Annotated in this window: 27 protein-coding genes and 2 tRNA genes; 7 read left to right on the forward strand and 22 right to left on the reverse strand. The window is 61.5% G+C overall.

What is annotated here, in order from left to right; translation table 11 throughout:
• Window positions 1-126: 126 nt before the first annotated feature.
• The 8 genes from OSJ75_RS07025 to mepA all read right to left on the reverse strand — a co-directional run bounded on the left by OSJ75_RS07025 (window position 127) and on the right by mepA (window position 6,749).
• Window positions 127-444, reverse strand: a complete 318-nt coding sequence (locus tag OSJ75_RS07025) for a PepSY domain-containing protein (protein ID WP_267227350.1) — start codon at window positions 442-444, stop codon at window positions 127-129.
• A gap of 161 nt (window positions 445-605) precedes the next feature.
• A tRNA-Leu gene (locus tag OSJ75_RS07030) sits at window positions 606-690 on the reverse strand.
• Between the two features lie 77 nt (window positions 691-767).
• Window positions 768-1,388 (reverse strand): 2,3-bisphosphoglycerate-dependent phosphoglycerate mutase, encoded by a 621-nt coding sequence (locus OSJ75_RS07035; RefSeq protein ID WP_250019090.1) that lies wholly within the window; start codon window positions 1,386-1,388, stop codon window positions 768-770.
• Window positions 1,389-1,410: 22 nt separating this feature from the next.
• Window positions 1,411-2,217, reverse strand: a complete 807-nt coding sequence (dapB, locus tag OSJ75_RS07040) for a 4-hydroxy-tetrahydrodipicolinate reductase (protein ID WP_416362531.1) — start codon at window positions 2,215-2,217, stop codon at window positions 1,411-1,413.
• 17 nt (window positions 2,218-2,234) lie between these two features.
• Window positions 2,235-4,061: an ABC transporter ATP-binding protein gene (locus tag OSJ75_RS07045; RefSeq protein WP_250019088.1), complete on the reverse strand. Its 1,827-nt coding sequence runs from the start codon at window positions 4,059-4,061 to the stop codon at window positions 2,235-2,237.
• A gap of 151 nt (window positions 4,062-4,212) precedes the next feature.
• Window positions 4,213-5,241 carry a glucokinase gene (locus OSJ75_RS07050; protein WP_250019087.1) on the reverse strand — a complete coding sequence of 343 codons (1,029 nt, stop codon included), beginning with the start codon at window positions 5,239-5,241 and terminating at the stop codon, window positions 4,213-4,215.
• Window positions 5,241-5,660: a methylglyoxal synthase gene (locus tag OSJ75_RS07055; protein WP_250019086.1), complete on the reverse strand. Its 420-nt coding sequence runs from the start codon at window positions 5,658-5,660 to the stop codon at window positions 5,241-5,243. The genes OSJ75_RS07050 and OSJ75_RS07055 overlap by 1 nt, the downstream gene beginning before the upstream one ends.
• A gap of 90 nt (window positions 5,661-5,750) precedes the next feature.
• On the reverse strand, window positions 5,751-6,749 hold the full coding sequence (gene mepA / locus OSJ75_RS07060) for a penicillin-insensitive murein endopeptidase (RefSeq protein ID WP_267227352.1): 999 nt from the start codon (window positions 6,747-6,749) through the stop codon (window positions 5,751-5,753).
• Window positions 6,750-6,865: 116 nt separating this feature from the next.
• On the opposite strand from mepA, the gene OSJ75_RS07065 reads away from it, so the two are divergent.
• The gene (locus OSJ75_RS07065; protein ID WP_267227353.1) at window positions 6,866-7,906 is read left to right on the forward strand and encodes a zinc-dependent alcohol dehydrogenase family protein; all 1,041 of its coding nucleotides are present in this window, start codon (window positions 6,866-6,868) and stop codon (window positions 7,904-7,906) included.
• Between the two features lie 4 nt (window positions 7,907-7,910).
• On the opposite strand, the gene OSJ75_RS07070 is transcribed toward OSJ75_RS07065, so the two are convergent.
• From OSJ75_RS07070 to OSJ75_RS07080, 3 genes are read right to left on the reverse strand one after another with little or no spacing between them, the layout of a single operon-like run.
• Entirely contained in the window at window positions 7,911-8,780 is an 870-nt protein-coding gene (locus OSJ75_RS07070; protein WP_267227355.1) for an SDR family NAD(P)-dependent oxidoreductase, read from the reverse strand.
• Complete coding sequence (gene queG / locus OSJ75_RS07075) at window positions 8,780-9,961, reverse strand: tRNA epoxyqueuosine(34) reductase QueG (RefSeq protein ID WP_267227356.1); 1,182 nt, start codon at window positions 9,959-9,961, stop codon at window positions 8,780-8,782. Before queG ends, OSJ75_RS07070 begins: the two co-directional genes overlap by 1 nt.
• A 60-nt stretch (window positions 9,962-10,021) precedes the next feature.
• Complete coding sequence (locus OSJ75_RS07080; RefSeq protein WP_250019081.1) at window positions 10,022-10,714, reverse strand: glutathione S-transferase family protein; 693 nt, start codon at window positions 10,712-10,714, stop codon at window positions 10,022-10,024.
• Between the two features lie 147 nt (window positions 10,715-10,861).
• Here OSJ75_RS07080 and OSJ75_RS07085 point away from each other — a divergent pair, with 147 nt between their 5' ends.
• A complete protein-coding gene (locus OSJ75_RS07085) occupies window positions 10,862-11,668 on the forward strand; it encodes an undecaprenyl-diphosphate phosphatase (RefSeq protein ID WP_267227357.1) in 807 nt (268 codons plus the stop codon).
• 32 nt (window positions 11,669-11,700) lie between these two features.
• On the opposite strand, the gene OSJ75_RS07090 is transcribed toward OSJ75_RS07085, so the two are convergent.
• The 5 genes from OSJ75_RS07090 to aroA form a co-directional block, all read right to left on the reverse strand.
• Window positions 11,701-12,669, reverse strand: a complete 969-nt coding sequence (locus OSJ75_RS07090; protein WP_250019079.1) for a complex I NDUFA9 subunit family protein — start codon at window positions 12,667-12,669, stop codon at window positions 11,701-11,703.
• Between the two features lie 188 nt (window positions 12,670-12,857).
• On the reverse strand, window positions 12,858-14,558 hold the full coding sequence (rpsA, locus tag OSJ75_RS07095) for a 30S ribosomal protein S1 (RefSeq protein WP_250019078.1): 1,701 nt from the start codon (window positions 14,556-14,558) through the stop codon (window positions 12,858-12,860).
• Window positions 14,559-14,687: 129 nt separating this feature from the next.
• Window positions 14,688-15,344, reverse strand: a complete 657-nt coding sequence (gene cmk / locus OSJ75_RS07100) for a (d)CMP kinase (RefSeq protein ID WP_250019117.1) — start codon at window positions 15,342-15,344, stop codon at window positions 14,688-14,690.
• Window positions 15,345-15,658: 314 nt separating this feature from the next.
• Window positions 15,659-16,006, reverse strand: a complete 348-nt coding sequence (locus OSJ75_RS07105; RefSeq protein WP_267227358.1) for a hypothetical protein — start codon at window positions 16,004-16,006, stop codon at window positions 15,659-15,661.
• Window positions 16,007-16,015: 9 nt separating this feature from the next.
• Entirely contained in the window at window positions 16,016-17,371 is a 1,356-nt protein-coding gene (aroA, locus tag OSJ75_RS07110; protein WP_250019076.1) for a 3-phosphoshikimate 1-carboxyvinyltransferase, read from the reverse strand.
• Window positions 17,372-17,631: 260 nt separating this feature from the next.
• On the opposite strand from aroA, the gene OSJ75_RS07115 reads away from it, so the two are divergent.
• Together OSJ75_RS07115 and OSJ75_RS07120 are read left to right on the forward strand one after the other, a co-directional pair.
• On the forward strand, window positions 17,632-18,015 hold the full coding sequence (locus tag OSJ75_RS07115) for a TIGR02300 family protein (RefSeq protein ID WP_250019075.1): 384 nt from the start codon (window positions 17,632-17,634) through the stop codon (window positions 18,013-18,015).
• Between the two features lie 144 nt (window positions 18,016-18,159).
• Window positions 18,160-18,235: transfer RNA gene (locus tag OSJ75_RS07120), tRNA-Ala, on the forward strand.
• A gap of 45 nt (window positions 18,236-18,280) precedes the next feature.
• Here OSJ75_RS07120 and OSJ75_RS07125 read toward each other — a convergent pair.
• A complete protein-coding gene (locus OSJ75_RS07125) occupies window positions 18,281-18,661 on the reverse strand; it encodes a hypothetical protein (protein ID WP_267227359.1) in 381 nt (126 codons plus the stop codon).
• Window positions 18,662-18,850: 189 nt separating this feature from the next.
• Between OSJ75_RS07125 and OSJ75_RS07130 the strand changes: the two genes are divergently transcribed.
• Window positions 18,851-19,822, forward strand: coding sequence for a DMT family transporter (locus tag OSJ75_RS07130; RefSeq protein ID WP_267227360.1), 972 nt, complete (start codon window positions 18,851-18,853; stop codon window positions 19,820-19,822).
• Here OSJ75_RS07130 and OSJ75_RS07135 read toward each other — a convergent pair.
• Window positions 19,819-20,013, reverse strand: coding sequence for a glutathione S-transferase (locus tag OSJ75_RS07135; RefSeq protein WP_250019072.1), 195 nt, complete (start codon window positions 20,011-20,013; stop codon window positions 19,819-19,821). The two genes, OSJ75_RS07130 and OSJ75_RS07135, sit on opposite strands and share 4 nt — an antisense overlap.
• Window positions 20,014-20,175: 162 nt before the next feature.
• Here OSJ75_RS07135 and OSJ75_RS07140 point away from each other — a divergent pair, with 162 nt between their 5' ends.
• Window positions 20,176-20,466 (forward strand): Dabb family protein, encoded by a 291-nt coding sequence (locus OSJ75_RS07140; protein ID WP_267227361.1) that lies wholly within the window; start codon window positions 20,176-20,178, stop codon window positions 20,464-20,466.
• Between the two features lie 11 nt (window positions 20,467-20,477).
• Here the strand turns inward: OSJ75_RS07140 and OSJ75_RS07145 are convergent, their stop codons facing one another.
• The 3 genes from OSJ75_RS07145 to OSJ75_RS07155 all read right to left on the reverse strand — a co-directional run bounded on the left by OSJ75_RS07145 (window position 20,478) and on the right by OSJ75_RS07155 (window position 24,548).
• Window positions 20,478-22,964, reverse strand: a complete 2,487-nt coding sequence (locus OSJ75_RS07145; protein WP_267227362.1) for a heavy metal translocating P-type ATPase — start codon at window positions 22,962-22,964, stop codon at window positions 20,478-20,480.
• A gap of 105 nt (window positions 22,965-23,069) precedes the next feature.
• On the reverse strand, window positions 23,070-23,972 hold the full coding sequence (locus tag OSJ75_RS07150) for a bifunctional helix-turn-helix domain-containing protein/methylated-DNA--[protein]-cysteine S-methyltransferase (protein WP_267227363.1): 903 nt from the start codon (window positions 23,970-23,972) through the stop codon (window positions 23,070-23,072).
• A 69-nt stretch (window positions 23,973-24,041) separates the two neighbouring features.
• On the reverse strand, window positions 24,042-24,548 hold the full coding sequence (locus tag OSJ75_RS07155) for a DUF2244 domain-containing protein (protein WP_250019116.1): 507 nt from the start codon (window positions 24,546-24,548) through the stop codon (window positions 24,042-24,044).
• Between OSJ75_RS07155 and nth the strand changes: the two genes are divergently transcribed.
• Window positions 24,547-25,344 (forward strand): endonuclease III, encoded by a 798-nt coding sequence (gene nth, locus OSJ75_RS07160; RefSeq protein WP_267227364.1) that lies wholly within the window; start codon window positions 24,547-24,549, stop codon window positions 25,342-25,344. The genes OSJ75_RS07155 and nth overlap by 2 nt on opposite strands.
• Before the next feature lie 4 nt (window positions 25,345-25,348).
• Here the strand turns inward: nth and OSJ75_RS07165 are convergent, their stop codons facing one another.
• On the reverse strand, window positions 25,349-26,065 hold the full coding sequence (locus OSJ75_RS07165; RefSeq protein ID WP_250019067.1) for a sulfate transporter family protein: 717 nt from the start codon (window positions 26,063-26,065) through the stop codon (window positions 25,349-25,351).
• Between the last annotated feature and the right edge of the window lie 45 nt (window positions 26,066-26,110).

The following is a 26,110-nucleotide window of genomic DNA, read 5'->3' on the forward strand; positions in this document are numbered from 1 at the left end:
GCGAATTATCGTTCGCAGGCTTGCTCTGTCAATTGGCCTAAAGTTTAGGCCTGAACACGCGTCGGCGCGTTCAGGCCTGCTGAGAATCTGTCCGGTTCATCCCGCCATTGCGGAAACGAAGCGTCGTTAGTCTACCGACAGGACGTCGCCGCTGCGCCGATCGATACTGACTTCGATATCGCGCCCCCTGCGGTCCATGCCCTCGACGATGTAGCGGGATCGTGTGCGCCGCACGTCATCCACCGTTCGCACGCCTTCGGCACGCGCTATCCGAACCGCCTGCCTTTCGCTGATCTCGTCGCGTCGGCTCATCCGGTCGCGGCGGTCGGGCTCGACGAGCCTCACGCCCCCTGGGCCGATCTCGACCGACTGCGCGAATGTCTGCGGAACCGCGGTCAGCGACAAGACAGCCGCAGCTCCTGCTATTACCAATTTTCTCAACATGGCCTGCTCCTCCATATTTTTCTGTCACCCGCCGATGAAGGAAACGCCCGGCGAGCAATAGCGTTCCCTCGGCGGCGTCCGGGCGCTTGCTGCGGGTGGCGCCGAAGCAACAAAAAAGCCCGCTGGCGCGGGCTCTTTGCAGTTCTGTAATATAAAGGAAATGGTGCCCAGAAGAGGACTCGAACCTCCACGCCTTGCGGCACACGGACCTGAACCGTGCGCGTCTACCAATTCCGCCATCTGGGCAGCGCGTTCCATCTAAGGGGCGGCTTCGGCCCTGTCAATCCATTTGTGACGGATTTATCGGGGAAGCCGCCTGATGATTATCCTTCGAGCACGTCTTTCGACGCAACGGTGGAATCCGCGTTCAGCTTGTAGACGATCGGAACCCCCGTCGCGAGTTCGCGCGCAACGATTTCCTCGCCGCTCAGACCCTCGAGGGCCATGATCAGGGCGCGCAGCGAATTGCCATGGGCGGCGATGAGAACGGTCTCGCCGCGGAGAACATGCGGCTGGATGACATGCAGGTAATAGGGCCAGACGCGTGCACCGGTATCACGCAGGCTTTCGCCGCCCGGAGGTGGCACGTCATAGGAGCGGCGCCAGATATGGACCTGGTCCTCACCCCATTTTGCCCGTGCATCATCCTTGTTCAAGCCTGAAAGATCGCCATAGTCGCGCTCGTTCAGCGCCTGGTCCCGCAGCGTCTCCAGTTCGGTCTGGCCGACCTCTTCCAGAATGTGCTGCAAGGTGATCTGCGCGCGCGACAGTACCGAGGTGAAGGCGATGTCGAAATGCAGTCCCTTCGCCTTCAGCCGCTTGCCGGCGTCCTTCGCTTCCTGATGGCCAAGCTCCGTCAGCGCGGGGTCGCGCCAGCCGGTGAAAAGGTTCTTCAAGTTCCATTCGCTCTGGCCATGACGGACAAGCACGAGGGTTCCGGACATTTCAATGCTCCTTTGGGATGGATTATTCGCTGAGGCCGAGGACGTCGAGCATGGAATAGAGCCCGGGCTTGCGGCCCTTCGCCCAGAGCGCAGCCTTGACGGCTCCGCGGGCGAATATGGTCCTGTCTTCGGCGTGGTGGGAGAGGGTGATGCGTTCGCCCGATCCGGCAAGGATGACGGAATGATCGCCGACGACAGAACCGCCGCGCAACGTCGCAAAACCTATGTCGCCCGCATTGCGTGGGCCCGTATGGCCTTCGCGGACCCGCACATCATGGCCGGCGAGTTCGATCCCTCTACCCGCAGCGGCGGCCTGGCCGAGAAGAAGTGCCGTCCCGGACGGCGCATCCACCTTGTACTTGTGGTGCATTTCGACGATCTCGATGTCGAAATCGTCGCCACCCAATGCGCGTGCCGCCTGCTTGACTAGGACGCCCAGCAGATTGACGCCAAGGCTCATATTGCCGGATTTGACGATGATCGCATGGCGGGCCGCAGCTCTTATCTTCGCATCGTCTTCGGCAGAACAGCCGGTCGTGCCGATGACATGGACGATGCGCGCCTGCGCCGCGAGTTCCGCAAACTCGATCGTCGCCGCCGGCGCGGTGAAATCGAGCACACCCTGAACGTTGACGAAGACCGAGAGCGCATCATCGGTGATGGGAACGCCAAGCGTGCCGACGCCGGCGACCTCGCCCGCGTCCCGCCCGATATGCGGCGAACCCGAGCGCTCGATGGCGCCCGCAAGCATTGCGCCCGGCGTCTCGACGATAGTGCGGATAAGCGTTTGACCCATGCGCCCGGCAGCACCCACCACCGCCAGCTTCATCGCCGCCTGCTCATCCGTCATTGCGCTCTTCCTGTCAGTTCGCCATCTTCGCCTGCCATGTCGATGATGGGTGAGTCCTCGCGTCCTTGCAACTGGTAGAACCTGGCGTAAGTGCCATTCGGCCGTTTCAACAGCGTTGCATGCACGCCTTCTTCGATCACGCGGCCGGCTTCCATGACGACGATATGGTCGGCGTTGACGATGGTGGAAAGGCGGTGCGCGATGACGATGGTCGTGCGGCCCTGCATGATACGGTCGAGTGCCTGCTGGACGCGTTTTTCCGATTCATTGTCCAGCGCCGACGTCGCTTCGTCCAGCAGCAATATCGGAGCGTTGCGAATGATCGCCCGTGCAATGGAAAGACGCTGCCGCTGCCCACCCGACAGGGTCGCGCCGTTCTCGCCGACTTCCGTCGCGTAGCCGTCGGGCTGCTGACGGATGAACTCGTCCGCATTGGCGAGCTTTGCCGCTTCGATCACGTCTTCGTCGGTAGCGTCCGGCCGGCCATAGCGGATATTGTCGGCGATCGTCCCTTCGAACAGATAGGGTTGCTGCGAGACATAGGCGATCGACTGGCGCAGCGTCCGCTTGCTGACATGGGCGATATCCTGACCGTCGATCAGTATCCGCCCGTCATCGAGGTCGTAGAAGCGCTGGATGAGGCCGATGAGCGTCGATTTTCCGGCACCGGAGGCCCCGACAATTGCCGTCGTCTTGCCCGCTTGCGCCGTGAAGGTCACGCCATGCAGCACCTTTGCTTCGGCGCCATAACTGAAATTCACATTGTCGAACTGCACTTCGCCGGTCGGCACGGTGAGCGGCACGGCGCCAACGCTATCTGCCTGGCGCGGCTCCACGTCGAGAATTTCGTAGATCATCCGGGAATTGACCAGCGCCCGCTCCACCCCGACCTGGACCCGCGCCAGCCGGCGCACCGGATCATAGGCCAGGAGCACGGCAGTGATGAAGCTGAACATTGCGCCGGGCGGCTCGGCATCGTTGACGGCCCTGTAGCCGGTATAGGCGATCATCGAAGCGATCGCGATGCCGGCGATGAGTTCCGTGACGGGCGTGAGCCGCTCGGACACGCGCGATATCTTGTTGGCGCGCCCCTCGGCACGCGAGATCAGGGTGCTGATCTTGTCGCGGAGCTGCCCTTCCATGGTGAAGGCCTTGACGATTGCGATGCCTTGCGTGGCTTCCTGCATCGCTCCGAGCAAATGGGAGTTGAGCGTGACGGATTCGCGGTGAATCACGCGCAGTCTTTTCGTCAGGTAGCGCACCGTCATGATAACGGGCGGGCCGATGAGCAGGGCAAAGAGAGACAAGAGCGGATCGAGCAGGATCATCGTTCCCACCAGCGACAGCAAGGTCGGGACGTCCTTGCCGATTGTCGTCACCACGATGTCGAGCAACTCGCGCACGCCGCCGATATTTTGGTTTATCCGGGCGGCAAGCTGGGCGGAGCGGGTATCCTGGTAGAAATCGAGGCCGAGCTTCATCAGGTGATCGAATATCCGGCGCTGGTAGCGCGCGACGATATTGTTGCCGACGCGGGCCATGGTGACCGACTGCACATAGGTCGCGACGCCCCGAAGGACGAATGCGCCGAAGATCGACAGGCTGATCGGCATGATCAGATCGCCGCGCCGTTCGTAGTAGATCTGGTTGATCACATCCTTGAATACATAGGCGACATAGGCGGTCGAAAACGCCACCGCGAGCATGGCAATCACGGCAATGGCGTAGGACCCGCGATATTCCCGCAGATTTTCACCAAGGACCCGACCAACGACGCGCCGCGCTTCTGTAGAATTGATCTTCTTCTTGGATGCACCATTCATCAGGGCGGCAACTCGCTACTCAAATGGATATCGGGCAATGTCTTGCCGCTCAATCCTGTCCCTATAGCCTCATTGCGGCGGCTTGGCTATCGCTTTTGCCCGCAATGATGAATCCGCACCGACCGAAGCTGCCGTAGAAAATCGTGCCGTTTCAGGCACGCCGCCACCGCCGCCCTTCCGTTGCGACGCCGAAGCGGGCCGGGGTGCGGGCGAAGGCAGACAAGCCGCTGAGCGCCGCCAGTGGATGGGTGATCACGTAGACCGGCGTTTCGCGCAGGATGCCGTTATGCGGCGCCTTGTCCTCGAAAGCCTCGCGGAATGACGGGTCCTTGAGCGGCTCCAGGATCTTCTGGACGATCCCACCGGCAAGATAAACCCCGCCGCGAGCCATGAAAGTAAGGGCGAAATCGCCGGCCAGCCGCCCGAGATAGGTGACGAAGAGCGACAGCGTCTCGGCAGCTTCCGCCGATTCGCGCGACAGTCCTGCCGCAGTGATCTCTGCGGGCGTCGTCAGCACCGGTTCGGTACCGCCGACCTTGCAGATTGCACGGTAGATATTCTGCAACCCGCGGCCGCACAGCAGTTGTTCGCCCGAGATCCTGCCTTCGATATGCTCGATATGCGGGAATATTTCGAGATCGCGCGCCGTCCGCGGTCCCATGTCGACATGGCCGCCTTCACCGGGAACCGGGACCCAGCTGTTGCGGGCGCGCACCATTCCGGCAACGCCGAGGCCGGTGCCGGGGCCAAGCACGGCGCGGCTGCCATGGGGATCGCCTGCGCCACCGCCGAGCTTTTCGAGATGCTTTGCCTCCAGCGAAACGACGGCAAGGGCCTGGGCTTCGAAATCATTGAGGACGGTTATGTCGGAAAGCCCGAGCGTTTCCATCATCTTGCGGGGCTTCACGACCCAGGGGCAGTTCGTGAGGTCGATCTCGTCGCCCTCCACCGGGCCGGCAATGGCTAGGACCGCCGAGCGTGGCTGGATCGACGTATGGTCGAGGATCGCATTCTGGATGGCATCGTCGATCGTCTGGTAATCCGCCGTCTGCAGGATGGGGAATTCCTTCGGTTCCGCATAGGCGTCGACGAGGATTGCAAAGCGCGCATTGGTGCCGCCGATATCGCCGACCAGAATTGGAAATTTCATGATGTGGTCGAGATCTGCCTGTGTCACCATTATCGCTTCCCTAACGTATTTTCCGCTGCGTCGTCCCGCAGCAAACCTCTTTTTTGCACCAGAACCTCGGCTGTGGCCCGGTTCAGCGCCATTGGTATGTCGTAGACACTTGCAAGGCGCATCAATGCCTTTACATCCACATCATGTGGTAAGGGTGACAGCGGATCGACAAAGAAGATCAGGCCGTCGATCTTGCCTTCCGCGATCAGGGCGCCGATCTGCTGGTCGCCTCCCAGCGGTCCGCTTTTCACGCGGCGTACCGTCAGGCTCGGACAGGCGTCCTGGATGAGCCCGCCCGTGGTGCCCGTTGCCACAATATCGCAAGGCGCGAGCAGCGCCTCATAGTTGCGCGTGAAGGCAACCATGTCATCCTTTTTCTGGTCGTGGGCTATCAAGGCAAGGCGAAATGGCTGTGTCATGAAACTCTATTTGGGTTTGAATCCCTAAATCGATTAAATCCCTATAGCCAATTCAAGGCAGCATGAAAAGGCCACGGCACAACAAAGCATTCACGGCCGTGGGCTCGGAACAGGCACGTCGCCTTCGGGCGCCGCAGGGCCTGCAACTGCCTGAACGGGCGCGGCGATGCGGCCGCCACCATCATAGGTCACATCATCTGCCGTCTGGGGTCCCGGGGCCCGCAATATCATGGCGCAGGCGCGCGGCAGGTCGGAGAGCATGGTGATCTTCGGCTTCACCGGCTTGGTGGGTTTGGGGGCCTTGCGCCAGGGCTCGTCGGTGAACCACCAGGCCAGTGGCTTGCCGCAGCCGTCATCGGCGCCGATCGGCTCCTGCGGCTTGCACTGCGGCGATCCGGGCTGGCATTTGATACGCACGTGAAAATGGTAGTAATGGCCCCAATAGGGACGGACCTTCGCCAGCCAGCCGCGGTCGCCCTTTACCGTGTCGCAGAGCTTCTTCTTGATGCCGGGATGCACGAATATCCGCTCGACATCGGCATAGCTTGCGGCGCGCTTGAGCAACGCGGTACGGCTCGGCGACCATTTGTCGGGGTCGACATACAATGTATCGTCCTTGAGCATCGAGGTCGCCGCTAGGTTCTCGCGCTCCTCGTAGCTGAGGGGGCGTGCGGGCATGGGCGTCAGCCAGATATCGGCATCGAGGCCGACCTGATGCGATGCATGTCCCGTCAGCATCGGCCCACCGCGAGGCTGGGAAATGTCGCCGACAAGCAGGCCCGGCCAACCATCCTTGGCGGCCGCATCGCGGGCAAGCCGCTCCAGCAGCCCGATCATGCGGGGATGGCCCCAGCGGCGGTTTCGCGACAGCCGCATCACCTGCCAGGCATCTCCATCCACCGGCAACGCGACGCCGCCGGCAAGGCAACCCTTGGCGTAGAAGCCTGCCGATACAGGCGCGCCGAGCGATGGCAGGGTCTGTGACCCGAACAATTGCTTGGCGGGGCCGTCTTCGGCCAGGGCCTGTGCACCGAACGAGATTGCAATAAGCGCGCCGAGTGCGAGACGAAGCAGCGGTTTCGATATCATCGCGATCACCCACATGGATCGACGGCGACTAATTCGCCGATAATGAGCTTAATGATGGCCAGATTCGGCCGGAAGCCGCAATATGCAAAGATGATCCGATTCGGCGGAGGACGGGAATGAAAGCAGTTATTTTTGAGCAGTTCGGGCAGGCGCCGCATCTGCGCGAGGTGCGGGATCCTTCACCCTCGCCGCTTGGCGTTGTGATCAAGGTCGAGGCGACGGGCCTTTGCCGCAGCGATTGGCATGGCTGGATGGGCCATGATCCCGATATTCGCCTGCCGCATGTTCCGGGCCACGAACTCGCGGGCACGGTGCTGGCCGTTGGAAAACATGTCACCTCCTGGCGACCGGGGCAGCGAGTGACCGTGCCATTCGTCGGTGGTTGCGGCCGCTGTTTCGAATGCAATTCGGGAAATCATCAGGTGTGCGAGAACCAGTTTCAGCCGGGCTTCACCGCGTGGGGCTCGTTCGCCGAATATGTGGCTGTGGATTTCGCCGATACGAATCTCGTCGAGCTGCCGGATATGCTCGATTTTGCCACCGCCGCCAGTCTTGGCTGTCGCTTCGTCACCTCGTTTCGGGCTGTCGTCGACCAGGCGAAGGTGAAGCCGGGCGAATGGGTCGCGGTGCATGGCTGCGGCGGCGTCGGATTGTCGGCGATCATGATCGCGGCAGCCATGGGGGCGAATGTGGTCGCGATCGATATCACGGCAGAAAAGCTCGAATTCGCCCGGACTTTCGGCGCGGTGGCAACGATCAATGGCGGCGCCGGCACCAATGTGATCGAAGCAGTTCGCGACGTCACGAAGGGCGGCGCCCATGTCTCGCTCGACGCGCTCGGCCATCCGTCCACATGCTTCAATTCCATCGCATGCCTGCGTCGGAGGGGACGGCATGTGCAGATAGGGCTGATGCTGGGCGATCATGCCCATCCGCCGATCCCGATGGACAAGGTGATTGCGCATGAGCTGGAAATCTATGGCAGCCACGGCATGCAGGCCTTCCGGTACAAGGCGCTCATGAACATGCTCGAGACGGGCCGCCTCGAGCCGCAGAAACTCATCGGGCGGCGGATTCGGCTGGATCAGGCTGCCGATGCGCTCATGGCGATGGACCGGTTCGAGGGCACCGGTATCGACGTGATCACCAGCTTCTGATGGCTTATTTCCAGCTCCCGTCGCGCCACATGGCGGCAAAGGCGGTGCCGTAATCCGGATAGCGGAAGGTGAATCCGAGTTCCTTTATCCGCTTGTTCGAGACGCGCTTGTTTTCCCCGTAGAACGATCGCGCCATCGGTGTCAGCTGCGCAGTCTCGAAATCCGCCTCTTCCGGCGGCTCTATACCCATGAGTTCGGCGGCATAGGCGACCACGTCCTGCGGCGGCGCCGGCTCGTCATCGGTGATGTTGAATATGCCGCCCTGGTTGTTCTCGCCGAGGAACAGCAGCGCCCGGGCGATATCATCGACATGAATGCGATTGAAAACCTGGCCGGTCTTGTTGAGGCGGCGCGCCGTGCCATTGGAAAGATTGATGAAGGCATTGCGCCCCGGCCCGTAGATGCCGGAAAGCCGCAATATCGCCAATGGAACCCGCCTTGCATCGGCGAGATCCTGCCAGGCGGCTTCTGCCTCCGCGCGCTCCGTGGACCGCACCGACACCGGATGGCACGGCGTGCCCTCGTCGACCCAGGCGCCGCCATGATCGCCATAGACGCCGACCGTCGACAGGTAGCCGATCCATTGCAGCTTCGGCATGTGGCGCCTGATGGTATCGCCGAATACGCCGATGACGGGATCGCCCGATTTCGCGGGGGAGGTCGAGATGACGAGGTGGGTGACAGTCTCCAGCGCGTCTTCGATCTCCTGGGAAGTATGGCTGCCAAGAAAGAGGAATGGCGTGATCCCTTCGGCCTCCAGCGCTGCGAATTTCGTCGTGTCGCGGGTAGTTCCGCCGATGAAATCAGCCTTTTTGTTCGCCAGCCTTGCAAAAACGCGGGCCGAATAGCCCGCTCCGAAAAGGAAAATACGCATTATTGATTGTTTGCCCCATTGTGCCATTCGGTCAAGACAGCGGCGTCATTTTCTTGCGCCGCATGCGCAAGGCGGAGCTGTTCGAAAGAGGCTTCGTCGAGAAGCTGGCCGAGCGCCCAGACGGCCGCTCCGCGCACCAGGGGCGAGGGATCGAGAAGCTGCTGCCGGACCTGGTCGCAAAGCTCCGGCCGTCCGGAATTGCCGCAGGCGATCAGGACATTGCGCATAAAACGGTCGCGTCCGATGCGTTTGATCGGCGATCCCGCGAAAAACTGGCGGAATGCCCCGTCGTCGAGAGTAAGGAGGAACGCAAGCGAGGGGGAATTGAGATCGTCCCGAGCCTGGAGCTTCGTCTCCCGTGCGGCCTCGGCAAATTTGTTCCAGGGGCAGACGGCAAGGCAATCGTCGCAGCCATAGATGCGATTGCCGATCGCCTTGCGAAACTCCGGCTCGATTGGCCCCTTGTGTTCGATCGTCAGATAGGAAATGCAGCGGCGCGCATCCAGCTGATAAGGCTGGGGGAAGGCCCGTGTCGGGCACGCATCGAGGCAGGCGCGGCAGGAGCCGCAATGGTCGTCGTCGCGCTCGTCCGGCGGCAGGTCCGCCGTCGTGAAGATAGTGCCGAGGAACAGCCACGAACCATGCGTCCGGCTGACGAGATTGGTGTGTTTGCCCTGCCAGCCAAGCCCTGCCGCCTCGGCAAGCGGCTTTTCCATCACCGGCGCGGTATCGACGAAGACCTTCACGTCCTCGCCGCTGGTGCGGGCGGCGAACCTGCCGGCTATGCCCTTGAGCTTGCCCTTGATGATATCGTGATAGTCCCGGTTCCTCGCATAGACCGAGATCGCGCCTTCGCCGGGCTTGTCGATCTGCGCCAGCGGGTCGGTCTCCGGGCCATAATTCATGGCGAGCACGACAATCGAGCGCACATCCGGCCATAAGTGCGCCGGGTCGGCGCGGCGATCCTCGGTCTCCAGCATCCAGTCCATGCTGGCATGCCGTCCGAGTTGCAGATATTCGTGTAAACGTTCAGCGGCGAGGGGAATGGCGTCCGGCCGGGTGATCGCAACGAGATCGAAACCGGCGGCGCGCGCCTCCTCGATTATGAACCGTTTCAGCTTCTCTTGCCTCGTGGCGTCCATCGCGCGTGAACCTCGCATGGGTTCGACAGAACTAGGCATGAAGGAAGGTATTGTCGGGCCGGATGTCAAGCGCTCGTAGCCCGGATGTCGCCACGGATGTCAAAAGTCGAGGTCGCTATAATGGGACGAAGGCGGCAGGCCGCGGACCCGGTCGCCAAGCAAGGGCCGGAAGGAGGGGCGAGATTTCATGCGCGTATACCAATCGCGCGCCGCCTTGTATTCGGCCCATTTGATCTCCCCGAGATAATCGAGGATCGAGAGCGATGCCCCTGCCGCCATGTCGGCATAGCTTGGAGCCGGGCCGGCCAGCCAGTTGCGGGTCGCCGTCAGCCAATCGATATATTTCATATGCTGCGTGATGTTGGAGCGTGCCGCACGGATGGCCGAGGAATCCGGCGCCCCGCCGCCCTGTTCCGGCGTCATATGCAGTTTGAAGATGCGCTCCCGCGCCATATGGCGGGTCACTTCATTCTCCAGTTTCACCAGGAACCATTCCACGAGGCGGCGAACCTCGGCGCGATTGAGGGAATCCTCCGGAAACAACCTGCGGCTGCGCTTGAGGGCGCCACGCGTCTCGTCGATATATTCCGCGATGACGGAGGCGCCGGCAACAGGAACGTCGCCTTCGGCAAGGAGCACCGGCAGCGTGCCGGCAGGATTGAGCGAAAGAAACTCCTTGCGGCGTGCCCAGCTGTTTTCTTCGATCAACTCCACCTCAATATCGTATTCATTGAGGATAAGCCGGGCATAACGCGACCCGGTGGACATGGGATGATGAAAAAGCGTCAACATTTTTGCGGTTAAATCTTTCGAACTGGTATTTTGTCAACCGGCGGCGTATGGCACACGGGCTTCATGGTTGCGTCATCCTATAGGCGCAACTTTAGTCCGATACAAGAATTGCACCGCCACAGCCCGCCGACCGCCGAAAGTGATATCATGGAAACACAGACGATTGTCGAAGCCCTTATGCTCGGACTGCTGGAAGGGTTAACAGAGTTTATACCGGTGTCCTCGACCGGCCATCTCCTGCTGGCGGCGCACTTCCTCGGCTTCGAAACCAGCGGCAAGACATTCGAAGTTCTCATCCAGCTCGGCGCCATCCTTGCCATTCTCAGCGTCTATTCCGCGCGGCTTTTCAAGATCGCACGCGACCTGCCGACGGATCCTGCTGCACGGCGTTTCGTGATCGGGGTGCTGATAGCCTTCCTGCCCGCCGTCATCATCGGCGTGCTTGCCCATGGCATCATCAAGGCCGTGCTTTTCGAAACGCCCATGCTGATCTGCATCATGCTGATCCTTGGCGGTCTGGTGCTGCTATGGGTGGATCGGCTCGATCTGAAGCCGCGTTATACGGATGCGATGAATTATCCGCTGCCGCTCTATTTCAAGATCGGCCTGGCCCAATGTTTCGCGATGATCCCGGGTACGTCCCGTTCGGGAGCAACCATCGTCGGTGCATTGCTGCTTGGCGCCGACAAGCGTTCGGCCGCCGAGTTTTCCTTTTTCCTGGCGATGCCGACGATGGCGGGAGCCTTTGCGCTCGATCTGTTCAAGAATCGCAACCTGCTGACGGCCGATGATCTATCGCTGATAGCGGTCGGTTTCGTCGCCGCCTTCGTAGCGGCCGTAGTCGTCGTGCGTTACCTGCTCGATTACGTTTCGCGCCATGGCTATGGCCTGTTCGCCTGGTGGCGGTTGATCGTCGGAACGATCGGGCTCATCGCCCTGATCGTGATGCGCTAGATCAGGCGAAACGCGCTGCAGGCGGATCGGGGTCAGGCCGGCTTCTGGCTGGAATATTGTCCCTGGACGCGGAAGCGCCACAGATAGGATGGCAGGATCGCCTCGATGCTCTGAGGCCGGATGCCCATTCCTTCGAGCGTGCGTCCTTCGGCACTGGCTTCGTCGGAGACGATATTGTCGTGCTTGAGCTGGACGACCTGGTCGCTCGTCAGCAGCGGCTTGGGCAGGAGGCCAAGGATTGATCCCTGAATGGAAGCCAGCCAGAACGGAATCGGCAGGAACAGACGCTTGCGCCCGATCACCCGCAGCATTTCCTCCATGCACTGGCGGAAGGTCAGGACTTCGCCGCCGCCCAATTCGTAGATCGTGCCCGGCTTCAGTGTGCCATCGACCGATCGCGCGATCGCCTCGGCCACATCGCCGACATAGACGGGCTGGAACTTCGTCTTGCCGCCGCCGATGGCGGGAAGGAAGGGCGAAATCCGCGCCATTGCGGCAAATCTGTTGAAGAAGCCGTCTTCCGGGCCAAATATGATCGACGGACGCATGACGATGGTTTCAGGAAGGATTTCGCGCACCGCGTTCTCTGCCCGTCCCTTGCTGCTCGCATAGCCCGATGCCGAATTGGCATCGGCGCCGAGCGCGGAGACATGCGTGAGAGGAACGCCGGCAGCGCGCGCAGCTTCTGCCACGGCGCGAGCACCGAAATCATGAACGGCATTGAACCGCTGTCCACCGCCCTCATAGAGAATGCCCACGAGGTTGATGACGTGATCGGCGCCGGCAACAGCGCGGTCGATGGACCAGCGGTAACGCAGATTGGCCTGTACCGCCTGAATCTGGCCGACGCCGCCCAGGGGCTGCAGATGGGGTGCCAGATCGGGGCGGCGAACCGCGACGCGAACGCGATAGCCGCGCTTGGTCAGGGCCCGAACCACATGGCGGCCGACAAAGCCGGAGCCTCCAAAAACGGTAACAAGTTTGGGCTTCCTGATGGTCATGGTCGGTCTCCTGCAAGGTCCTGCGGAAATAGCGGTATTTGCATGCTGTTTACTGGGTTTTCGTCCTGCCGCAAAGTCCTCTTTTAGCGGCGCGTTGCCGCGTCGGGGCTCCGCATGAGAGTATCCCGGCAACGAAAAAGCCCGCCGGTTCGCACCGGCGGGCTTTCGATCTTCCGGTTGGAAGAAGCTTAGTTCTTCTCTTGCTTCTTCAGCGCTGCGCCGAGAATGTCGCCGAGCGACGCGCCGGAGTCGGTGGAACCGTATTGTGCAACGGCTTCCTTCTCTTCGGCGATCTCGAGAGCCTTGATGGAGACCTGCAGCTTGCGGGTCTTCTTGTCGAAGGCGATGACGCGGGCGTCAACCTTCTGGCCAACGGTGAAGCGCTCGGGACGCTGGTCGTCACGGTCGCGCGACAGGTCCGCACGGCGGATGAACGTCTCGAGATCGTGATCGACAAGACGCACTTCGATGCCGCCATCGGTGATACCGGTGACTTCGACGGTCACGACTGCATTCTTGCGCAGTTCGCCGGACGAGGCTGCTTCGCCGACCTTGTCGCCGGTGAGCTGCTTGATGCCGAGCGAGATGCGCTCCTTCTCGACGTCGACGTCGAGAACCTGCGCCTTGACCACGTCACCCTTGTTGTATTCCTCGATGACCTGTTCGCCGGGGCGATTCCAGTCGAGGTCCGAAAGGTGAACCATGCCGTCCACGTCGCCGTCGAGGCCAATGAAGAGACCGAATTCGGTCTTGTTCTTGACTTCGCCTTCGACGATCGTGCCGACCGGGAACTTGTCGGCGAAGGTCGTCCATGGATTGTCGAGCGTCTGCTTGAGACCGAGGGAGATGCGGCGCTTGACCGGATCCACTTCGAGGACAACCACTTCCACTTCCTGCGTCGTCGACAGGAGCTTGCCGGGATGCACGTTCTTCTTGGTCCACGACATTTCCGAAACGTGGATCAGGCCTTCGATGCCCGGCTCGATCTCGACGAATGCACCGTAATCGGTGATGTTCGTGACCGTACCGGTGATCTTCTTGCCGATCGGATACTTCGCGCCGATACCATCCCAGGGATCGCTTTCGAGCTGCTTCATGCCGAGCGAAATACGATGGGTTTCCTGGTTGATGCGGATGATCTGAACCTTGACCGTCTGGCCGATGCTCAGGATCTCCGAAGGATGGTTGACGCGGCGCCATGCCATGTCGGTAACGTGAAGAAGACCATCGATGCCGCCGAGATCGACGAATGCACCATAGTCGGTGATGTTCTTGACCACGCCCTCGACGACCTGACCCTCTTCGAGGTTCTGGACGATTTCGGAACGCTGTTCCGCACGGCTCTCTTCAAGGACCGTACGACGCGATACAACGATGTTGCCGCGACGCTTGTCCATCTTGAGGATTTCGAACGGCTGCGGATTGTGCATCAGCGGGGTGACGTCGCGGATCGGACGAATGTCCACCTGCGAGCGCGGAAGGAAGGCAACTGCGCCGTCGAGATCGACCGTGAAGCCGCCCTTGACCTGGTTGAAGATCACGCCGTCGACGCGTTCGCCGCGGTTGAACTTCTCTTCGAGACGGACCCAGCTCTCTTCGCGGCGTGCTTTTTCGCGCGACAATACGGCTTCGCCGAGTGCGTTTTCGATACGCTCGACATAGACTTCGACGAGATCGCCCGGCTTCAGCGAGCCGTCCTTGGCTTTCGCGCCGAATTCCTTGAGCGGAACGCGACCCTCGACCTTGAGGCCTGCATCGATGATTGCCATGTCTTTTTCAATGGCAACGACACGGCCCTTGACGACATAACCTTCGGCGAGGTCATTGGTAGCAAAGGATTCAGCGAGAAGAGCTTCGAAATCTTCGCGCGTGGGATTGGCTTCAGACATAAATACTCCTGGGCGCCCGGCTATCAGCGATAGGAAAGGGGGCGCAAGCACCGGTGGTTCGTGTTTCGGATCGTCCGCTGTGAGCCCGCCCTTGCGGGCAATCCGGTGCAGGGGCTACGGCAGACGCTGTCAGTTTGTTCGGCGCGCCAAGGCCTGGTCTATGAGGCTTTTGGCGTTAAGAAACGCGGTCTCTATATCCATTTCCGTCGTATCTATCAAGTGCGCGTCCGCCGCGGGCTTCAGCGGCGAGTCCGTGCGGTTCATGTCGCGGTCGTCGCGGCGCTTCAGATCGGCGAGCATTTCATCGAAATCGGCCGAGCCTCCGGCGGACCTTACCTCGTCAAAGCGCCGCTGCGCCCGCGCTTCCGCCGACGCCGTGATATAGAGCTTCACCTGCGCATCGGGGCAAACCACCGTTCCGATATCGCGCCCGTCTAGAACCGCGCCGGGCGGCGTCGCAGCGAAGCCTTGCTGCGCGGCGACAAGGGCCCGGCGGACAGCAGGCATGACCGCGATCTTCGAGGCTGCTTCACCCACATCATGGGCCGACAATACCGACCGGTCGAGCTTGGACAGGTCGAGCGATCGCGCTGCCTTCTCTGCCAGGAACTCGTCGTCGAGCGGCGCACCCTGGTCGAGCAGGCATTTGGCGACGGCGCGATAGGTCAGTCCGGTATCGAGATGGTGATAGCCATAGGCGGCGGCTATGCGCCGGGCGAGCGTTCCCTTGCCGGAAGCCGCAGGACCATCGATAGCGATGACGAGTTGCGGCGGCGTTGCCCGCACCTCGGCATCGCGGTCGAAAAACCATTGCCAGAGGGCGAAAAGCAGATAGGCGGCGGCGAGGACGACCGTGATGAGCGGCGTGATTCCGAGCGTGACGAGCAGGAATCCGCCAAGCGTGGTCATGATCGAATCCAGCCAGACCGGGAGATATGCCGACAGGTTCTGAAGCAGCGTATCGACCGCCAGGATCATGGCGAACTGGAACAGGAAGAGCCAGAACAGCAATGCGAACAGCCCGAAACGGACGCGCAGGCCAATACGCTCTATCGCATACAAGATGACAAGGATGGCAAACGACGCCAGAAGGAAATACATCAGCGCTTTGTCCTCGTACCCATGAAGAAACCTATGACGTAGCCAGCCAGCGATCCAACCGCCGGCGGGAGCAGCAGAAACTGATACGGCGTCCATCCGCCGGCGCCAGCGGACACGATCGAGGGCGCACTTCTACCGCCAATGGTGTTCCAGGCATAGAGCAAGATGAGCGCCAAAGGAAGGACGACACGGAAAATCGTGCTGGAAACCCCGGGCCAGGCCCGAACGCCGCTTTCGCCATGCGCCACCGTGCCGCGATAGGCGCTGCGCCCCGCCCAGACGATGAACGGCACGCTCGACATCGCATAAAGCCCATAGACGGTGATGACGGAAAACAGCGTTCCCATGGCTGAGGATCAGCTGGGCGCTGTCGATTGGCTGATTTCAGCACCCATCCCGGTCATCATGGCCATGAATTCGGGAAAGCTGGTCGCGATCATAGTGGAATCGTCGACCGTTACGGGTTTCTCGGCGACGAGGCCCATGACGAGGAAGCTCATGGCAATGCGGTGGTCGAGATGGGTTTCGACCAGGCCGCCGCCGAGCCCTTTGCCGTCGGGCCGGCCACGCACGCTCAATGTCTCCTTGCCCTCCGTGCAATCGACGCCATTTGCCTTGAGGCCATTGGCGACCGCCGACAATCTGTCGGATTCCTTGACGCGAAGTTCCTCGAGGCCGTTCATTATAGTCTCGCCCTCGGCGAAGCAGGCGGCAACCGCCAGTACGGGATATTCGTCGATCATCGATGGCGCACGCTCCGGCGGGACATTGACGCCCTTGAGCGGCGAATGGCGGACGCGAAGATCCGCCACATCCTCGCCGCCTGCCAGCCGGGCGTCGAGGATATCGATCTCGGCTCCCATTTCCTGCAAGGTCAGGATGAGGCCCGTCCTTGTCGGATTCATCAATACGTTGCGGATGGTCACGTCGGAGCCGGGCACGAGCAGCGCGGCAACCAGCGGGAAGGCCGTGGAGGAGGGGTCGCCCGGCACGTCGATGGTCTGGCCGGTAAGCTGTCCCTGCCCCTCGATCCGTATATGGCGCACATTGTCCCTGTCGGTCTCGACCTCGAGCTTCGCACCGAACCCCTGCAGCATCTTCTCCGTGTGATCGCGGGTCATGATGGGCTCGATAACTGTCGTCACGCCCGGCGTGTTCAAGCCGGCAAGAAGGACGGCGGATTTCACCTGCGCGGAGGCCATGGGCACCCGATAGGTGATCGGCGCTGCGGTCTTGGGGCCGCGCAAGGTGAGGGGCATGCGGTCGCCCTCCGAGGCTTCGACCTGCACGCCCATCTGCCGCAGCGGATCGAGCACGCGCCCCATCGGGCGCTTGGACAGCGACGCATCGCCGATGAAGCGCGTTTCCATCGCATAGGTGCCGACCAGCCCCATGGTCAGGCGCGCGCCCGTGCCGGCATTGCCGAAATCCAGCGGCGCCTCCGGCTGCAGGAGACAGCCATTGCCCGTGCCGTGGATGACCCAGACGTCGCCCTCCCTGGTCATCTTCGCGCCCATCGCCTGCATGGCGCGGCCGGTATTGATGACATCCTCGCCCTCGAGCAGCCCCGTGATGCGGGTGACGCCGGAGGCGAGGCCGCCGAACATGAAGGAGCGGTGCGAGATGGATTTGTCGCCCGGAATGCGGATATCTCCGGTCAGGGCCTTGGAGCGGCTGGCGGTCGCTGGTTTGGGGACTGAAACATGGGACATGGCGGGTCAATCGTGATGATGGAGTGGGTGGCGAAATCGTGCCGATAGGTGGCCGACCTCCTAACACAGCTTCTCTGTGCGGTCATCTTGCAAATGCAATCCAAAAACACATTCAGCGCCAAGGGATTTTTTCACTTTGACAAACGCTCAAAATTGCGTTTATGGGACCACGATTTTTTTTGATGAGCGCCAACCGCGGGGTTGCCGTTCCAATATGATGTCAGCAGAATGCAGGCTATCGCAGCAAGACGAGGCAAAACGTGGCAAATCCAAAACTTGGCACCAAGCGGGTCGATCCGGAAACCGGTCAGAAATTCTATGATCTGAACCGCGATCCGATCATCTCGCCGTACACGGGAAAAAGCTATCCGCTGAGCTATTTCGATTCCAACGCCAGCTCTGCCCTCGAGGACGAGGAAGAGGTCGAGACGGAGGAACTGGACGAGGCTCTCGAGAAACCGGAATTCGTTGCGCTTGAAGATGCGGATTCGGATGGCGATGCCGACGTTCCGGATCTGGGCGACGATGTTGAAGTCGACGATTCGGACGATGACGACACGTTCCTCGCCACGGAAGACGAAGATGAAGACGATGATGTGACCGACATTCTGGGCGGCGGCATCGGCGACGACGACGAGAATTGATAATCTGCCCCGAATGCTGAAAATAGCAGCTTTCGGGGCTTGATCTTCCCTTCGGCGGGGGCTAAGAACCCGCCCGTGCAAGCATCCAGAGCTTGCGCATTGTTAGCCGGACTATTCGGCGCGGTCGATGAGGCCGCTCGGTTTGGGGCCATAGCTCAGCTGGGAGAGCGCTTGCATGGCATGCAAGAGGTCAGCGGTTCGATCCCGCTTGGCTCCACCAAACTCTCCAAATCGTTCTACCGTCTGCCTGGTCATGCCCGCTGTATCAAGCCGCCGGTGCGTCGCGTGAGAACACCACTGCCGCAAAGGCCAGTATTCCTGCAAAGACGATGATCGAGCCGATGCCGACGAGCGGCTCGAGCGCGGCATTGCCGAGGTTCATGAAATACAGCGCCGGTATCATGATGATCAGCCCGGTCGTAAAGACGAAGAAATGCGCTTTCGGCAGAACGCCCGCCGCCTTTGCCGGATTGAGCGCATAATAGATCGCGAAGATCGCGCTGCTGACCCAACCGAGAAGATTGAGATGCGCATGTGCCGGAAAGGGTGCGTGATTTCCGGTGATCCCCATGTAAAGCCCCATGCTGACGCCCAGCACCAGGAATATCGTGGCGCTCTTGAAGAAATGTCGTGCAATCCGCGGCATGATGTTCCCCTCCCCAGCCGCTGCCGAGATTAAGGCATTTCGCTCCGGGCTTCCAGCAGGCGACCATAATCACTTCGGCGGAATGAACCGGCCCAGGCCAGGGCTGCTATCGCGCATTTTTGCGTTTTTCCGCTGGATTGCGTGCTGAAAATGTCCCAAAGCAGAGCAAAACATACCGGGAAACGTTCAATGTCCACCAATTCGGCTTCTATTGCCCCCGCTCACGACAGTTCTGCGGGTCGTACAGGCGTCCTGCTGATGCTGCTCGGCATGCTGATGTTCGCGCTCAACGATGTGATGGGCAAATGGCTGGTCTCGACCTATTCCGTCGGGCAGGTCGTGCTGATCCGCAGCGCGGCGGCGCTGATCGTCCTCGCGCCGTTCATCTGGTTCAACGGGCAGCGCAAGATCGTGGCCGTCGACCGTCCCTGGACGCAGGCGGCGCGGGTGGTACTGTCGACGGCAGAGGTGTTCGCCTTCTATTTCGCCGTGGTCTATCTGCCGCTTGCCGATGTGATGACCTATTGGCTGGCCGCCCCGATCTATGTTGCCGCCATCTCGCCCCTTGTTCTCAAGGAGCCGGTCGGCTGGCGGCGCTGGACCGCCATCATCATCGGCTTCATCGGCGTGGTGATCGCGCTCGAGCCTTCGTCCCAGGCGCTGACGCCGCAGGCGGTGATCTCGGTGCTAGGAAGCATGGCCTTCGCCTTCATGCTCCTGCTCGGACGGACGTTGCGCGGCACGCCCGATACGACCCTCGTCTTCTGGCAGATCGTCGGCGCCGGCCTTGCGGGGCTGGTTTCGGTCAGCTTTGACTGGACACCCGTGACCATGCGCGACCTGGTGCTGCTGGCGTTGCTCGGCATCGTCGCCATGCTTGCCCATGTGCTCGTAAACCGGGCACTGAAGCTCGCCGACGCGGCAACGGTGGCGCCGCTGCAATACACGCTGCTTTTCTGGGCCATCATCTTCGGCTGGCTCGTCTTCGGCGATGTTCCGCGCCTGTCCATGCTCATTGGCTCGGTTTTCATCATCGCCTCCGGTCTCTTCATCTTCTTCCGCGAGCAGCAGTTGAAGCGGCAGGGCCGGCTGCTGGCACCGGCCGAAGCGGTCGTTACCGGCTCGGGCGACACTACTTACGCCGATGGCAACAAGGACTAGACGGCGTCGTGCCGGCGATGCCCGAGTTCGGCGTCGAAATGATTGATGGCTTTTTCGAACTTGTCGCGGCAGCCGGGATTGCAGAAGCCGACCACCGACCCATTATAGAGCGTCAGGCTGTCCTCCCTGATCGGATCGCCGGACCACGGGCACGTGGTGTTTATCGCGTCACTGAGCTTGAGCTGTGTCATTGGGCCTGTCCTCCTTTGGTAGGGTCGATTCCGGTGCAGTACAAGCTTGTCAAAGCGCTACGCGAATGTCGATGGGGCAATGTGGTGCGACAGCACAGCTATTGACGTGAGTGGCCGGACGTGGAAAGTCCGCCCGAACGAAAGCATCAGGATTGTGTAACCGTGATACGCCATATCGTCTTCTTCAGCGCCCGCGACAAAGATAATGTCGAGGCAATTGTGAGCGGCTTGTGGAAACTGGGCGAGATTCCCCACTCCACCATTTTCGAAGTGATGAAGAACACCAAGACCGATCCGATTTCCGACGAGATCGACGTTGTCGTCTATGCGGAATTCAAGGACGCCGAGGCCCTGGCCGCGTACAAGGCCCATCCGACCTACGCGGCGACGACGGCGCTGGTGCGTCCGATGCGCGAACTGCGCATCTCGGCCGACGTCGTCTCCACGCTGTAGAACCGGGCGCCTCACAGGCGGATCGAGCGCAGCCGCAGCGCGTTGGCGATCACCGAGACCGATGAGAGGCTCATGGCCGCGGCGGCGATCATTGGCGACAACAGGGTTCCGAACAACGGGTAGAGCACGCCCGCCGCGACCGGAACGCCCAACACATTGTAGACAAAGGCGAAGAACAGGTTCTGCCTGATGTTGCGGAGCGTCGCCTCGGCCAGGTGCCGGGCCCGCACGATGCCGTTGAGATCGCCCTTGACCAGGGTGATGCCGGCGCTTTCCACGGCCACATCCGCGCCCGTGCCCATAGCTATGCCCACATCGGCGGCGGCGAGAGCGGGAGAGTCGTTTATGCCGTCGCCCGCCATGGCCACCCTGGCGCCTCTTGCCCGCAGGCTGTCGACCAGTTCCTTCTTCTTTTCAGGCAGCATGTCAGCCCGCGCATCGTCGATGCCCAGACGCTCGGCCACCGCCTTTGCCGTGGTGGCATTGTCCCCGGTCGCCATGATGATCCTGAGCCCGGCCCGGTGAAGGCTCTTGATGGCGTCATGCGTCGTCGACTTGATCGGATCGACCACGGCGATGATGCCGGCGGCTTTGCCGTCCACGCCGATGAACATGGCGCTCTTGCCATCGCGCCGCATTTCCTCCGCGCTCTGTTCCAGCGCCGAAACATCGATATCGGCGCCTTGCATCATGGTGCTGTTGCCGATCAGCACCGTATTGCCGGCGATAGTGCCGGATACGCCTTTTCCCGTCGCTGCCTCGAAATCGGAGACGTCACCGAGAGCAAGGCCGCGCTCCTTCGCAGCCGCCAGGATTGCTTCCGCCAGCGGATGTTCCGAGCCCTTCTCAAGGCTCGCCGCCAATGCCAGGACCTTGTTCTCATCGAAGCCTTCGGCGGTCACGATGTCGCTCAGTTTCGGCTTGCCCTCGGTCAATGTGCCCGTCTTGTCGACGATCAGCGTATCGACACCTGCAAACCTCTCCAGCGCCTCCGCATCCTTGATCAGGACGCCCGCATGGGCGCCGCGCCCCGTTGCCGTCATGATCGACATCGGCGTCGCGAGGCCGAGCGCGCAGGGGCAGGCGATGATGAGCACCGAAACGGCGGCGACAAGCCCGTGGATCATGCTCGGCTCCGGCCCGAACATGGACCAGACGATGAAGGAGAACACTGCGACGGCAACCACCGCCGGGACGAAAAAGCGGGATACGCGATCGGCGAGACCTTGAATGGGTGCCCGCGAACGCTGCGCGGAAGCCACCATGGCAACGATCCGGGAGAGCACCGTATCGGCCCCGACCTTCTCGGCGCGGACAAGAAGCGAGCCGTTGCCGTTGAGCGTGCCGCCGGTCACCTTGTCGTCCTTGATCTTCTCGACAGGCACGGGCTCCCCGGTCAGCATGGATTCGTCGACCGCCGACCGGCCCTCCAGGACGATGCCGTCCACCGGCAGCCGTTCGCCCGGCCGCACCCGGAACTGGTCGCCGGCAACGACGCTCTCGAGCGGAACGTCGAGTTCCTCCCCGTCCGGGCCGATCTTGCGTGCGGTCTTGGGCGCGAGATCGAGCAGGGCGCGGATGGCCGAACCGGTCCGCTCTCTCGCCTTCAATTCCAGGACCTGGCCGAGGAAGACCAGCGTGACGATCACTGCTGCCGCCTCGAAATAGACCGGTACGCCGCCGTCATGCATGCGGAAGGAGTGCGGAAAGATGCCCGGGAACAGCGTCGCAGTGACGCTGAAAAGATAGGCCGCGCCGACGCCGATGGCGATCAGCGTCCACATGTTCGGGCTGCGGTTGACGAAGGAGGTCCAGGCGCGCTCGAAGAATGGAATCGCCGCCCAAAGCACGACGGGCGTCGCGAGCGCGAACTCGATCCACCGGGCCAATCCTTCCCCGACCCAGGCGCCGATCGGCAGTCCGAGCATGGGACCCATTGCCATGATGAAGAGCGGGATCGAACAAAGTGCGCTCAACCGCAGGCGATGTGTGAAGTCGACCAGTTCGGGATTCGGCCCCTCCTCGCCGGTGGGGACGCCCATGGGTTCAAGCGCCATGCCGCATAGCGGGCAGGAACCCGGCCCGTCGCTGACGATTTCGGGGTGCATGGGGCAGGTATATTGCGTGCCTGCGGGGGCAGGATTCGGCTTCTCGTCGCCGAGATAGACCTGCGGCGCGACTTCGAACCGGGACATGCACCCGGCCGAACAGAAGTAGTGATTATGACCCTGGTGCCTCAGCATGTGCCGGGCGGAAGCGCGATCGACTTTCATGCCGCAGACGGGATCGCTCGCCTCGATATAGCGCTCGGGTTCGGCCTGGAACCTGTCACGGCAACCGGCGCTGCAAAAATGGAAATGCCGGCCGCCATGATCATAGGCTGGCTTGCCCGCATCAGGGTCGACCAGCATGCCGCAGACCGGATCGCGGGTGATCGTCCTGTCGTGATCCGGAGTACCGTGATGGGCGTGATGAGCGTGGTCGTGTTGGTGGGTCATGATGTACCTTTCTTCAAGCACATCGGACCTTACGCCTTCCAACCGTTGGAAGGTCAACCCCCGTTGCTGCGCCGGGAAACGAAGCCGGGATCTGGCATGCGGGCTCTAACCCGCATCGCTCAAACTGGCGCTGCCATCGCCGATCTGGCCGGCTTCCCATCCGAGAATCGCCCGTTTCCGGGTCAAGCCCCAATGATATCCGGTCAAGGCGCCGGACTTGCCCACGGCCCGGTGGCAGGGCACGACGAAGCTGACCGGATTGGCGCCGACGGCGGCGCCCACGGCTCGGGAAGCCTTGGGTGCACCAATGTCGGCCGCGATGTCGGAATAGGAGACGCATTTGCCCATCGGTATCTTCAGCAGCGCCTCCCAGACCCGGAGCTGGAAGTCGGTTCCGATCGTAACGACCTTCAGCGGCCTGTCGGCCCGCCATTCGGAAGGGTTGAAGATGCGCGCGGCATAGGGCGCCGTGGCTGTCAGATCTTCCACATAGGTGGCGTTGGGCCAGCGCCCCATCATATCGGCGAGTGCATCCCGCTCCTTGCCCGCATCGGCGAAGGCCAGCCCAGCAAGGCCGCGATCGGTGACCATGACCAGCGCGAGCCCGAATGGCGAGATCAGAAAGCCGTAGCGGATCGTCAATCCGGCGCCGCGTGTCTTGTAGTCGCCGGGCGACATGCCCTCATGCGTGACGAACAGGTCGTGCAGACGGCCGGGGCCGGACAATCCGGTCTCATAGGCGGCTTCCAGCAAGGGCATGCCCTCGTCGAGAAGCCGTCTCGCGTGATCGATCGTCACCGCTTGCAGGAAGCCCTTGGGCGACAGGCCTGCCCAGCGCGTGAACAGCTTCTGCAGGCCGGTCGGCGTCAGTCCGGTATCCCTGGCCAGTGTTTCAAGGGACGGCTGATCGCGATAGTCATTGCTGATGCGCTCGATGATATGGCTGACGATGGCATAATCGTCGCCCGTGGGCGTGATGTCCTTTTTCAGTATTGCCTGTGGTTTCATAGCGCGTACCTCTCTGCTTGAGGGACATATGGCCATGATACTACGCGTCTCGCCACCCGATTCTTGCCGTTACCGGCCCTTGGCCGTAGCCAGGGCCAGTTGGAACGCCGAGGCGAATGTTTCGCGGTCGTCCGGGTTGAGGAAGGAGCCGATGTTCACCGCTTTTCCCTGGCCCTCGACACGCATCGAGGTGATGCCGATCTCGGAATGGCGGGCCACGCGAAACCGCGCCCAGAAGGGGTTGAACTCGTGCAGTTTTGCCCGGCCGGAAGGCGCGACCTGCCTGATATTGACCGCCAACCTCGAAATGCTGACTTCCTCATGGGCCTTGGCCGAGCGGTAGTTCAGGCGGAACGCGCCATATACCAACAGGACATCGAGGCCGAAGAAACCGAAAACGGGCCAGGCGCCGAGCGAGAGGAAGAAGAGCCCGGTGATCAAACTGCTCAGGCCGAGCGTTGCCATCAGAAGCAGGAACCCCGTTCTTCCCAATGAACGATGAGGCACGAGAAGCGCGCGGAAAATCTCTTCCTCGTTCTGCCTGCTCGCGTCAAATGGTTCGATTGTCTGGTTCATGGGGTTTGAGTATAGAAGCGTCATGGAAAATCCCAAGTCGAAAATCGATCAGAATGCCGTGAATTCGGTTGCCGCGTCGCGGCCACGCCGGGTTCGCGGCACACGCTATACGGCCGCCGAGATCCATGAGATTTTCAGGCGTTTCTCCATTCAGCGCCCGGAACCGAAAGGCGAGCTCGAACACGTCAACCCGTTTACGCTGCTCGTGGCCGTGGTCCTGTCCGCCCAGGCAACCGATGCCGGTGTCAACAAGGCGACGCGCGCATTGTTCAAGGTGGCGGATACGCCGGAAAAGATGCTGGCGCTCGGCGAGGAGGAGGTGGGCTCCCATATCCGCACGATTGGACTATGGCGCAACAAGGCCAAGAATGTCATCGCGCTTTCGCGCGATCTGGTCGAGCACCATGGCAGCGTGGTGCCGAATGACAGGGACGAACTGGTGAAGTTGCCGGGTGTCGGTCGCAAGACCGCCAATGTGGTGCTCAGCATGGCCTTTGGCCAGGCGACGATGGCTGTCGATACCCACATTTTTCGGATCGGCAACCGTCTCGGCCTTGCACCGGGCAAGACTCCCGACGAGGTCGAAGCGAAGCTGATGAAGATAATCCCGGCCGAGTTCCTCTATCACGCCCACCATTGGTTGATCCTACATGGCCGATATACCTGCAAGGCACGCCGGCCGGAATGCCCGGAATGCGTCATCGCGGATCTGTGCAAGGCAGCTGTGAAAACGGCCGATATGCCCGCGCCGCTGGTTCCGCTGCCGCCGCAGATCATCGCAGCGGAGCAGGATTGACGATCTACGCCCTCCGCCCGGTCGCATCGCGGCGGGCAACCGCCTTGTGCAGGTGAACCATCATCGCCGCCGCGAAGAGGGGCGTGAGTAGGTTCAGGATCGGGATCGCCATGAAACCGGCGATGACAAGCCCGGCGAGAAAGACGGTGCCGGCATTGTTCGTCCGCAATGCCTTGGCGTCCGCTTCCGGGTGAAAACGCATGGCGGCGAACTCGAAGAATTCCCGTCCGAGCAGATAGCCATTGACCATGAAGAACGCCATGATGTTGATGCCGGGAACGAGCAGCAGGAGCAGCGCGACGATATTTCCGGCAATCACCACGCCGAAAAACTTCACCGACAGCACGAAGGACCGGACGGTCGGCAACGGCTTGCCCGGCATATCGCTCGGATAGTCCTCTTTTTCGACAAGTTCAGCCACATCATCGAGGAATATGCCGGCAATCATGGCAGTTACCGGCGCAATGAGCAAAGCCAGGCCGATGGCGAGGCCGATGCTGGCGAGAATCCCAGCAACAAGGCCGACCCAGCCTGCCCATTGCGGCAGCGAGGCGACCATCTGGTCCATGAACGGCCAGGCCAGCGCCTCGAAGATGGCCCGCAGCCCGAACCAGGCGCCGATGAGCAGCAGCAGCGTCAAACCGAGCGATTTCCACAGGACGCTGCGGAACTCGGGACGGAAGAGGTGCCCCGCCGCGGCGCGGGCGCTTGCGAAGATCATCGGCTTGATACTCCATGGTTTTTTCAGTCGTGGACATAGGCGCGG

This window comes from Phyllobacterium sp. 0TCS1.6A (assembly GCF_026420825.1).
In the GTDB taxonomy this organism is placed as follows: domain Bacteria; phylum Pseudomonadota; class Alphaproteobacteria; order Rhizobiales; family Rhizobiaceae; genus Phyllobacterium.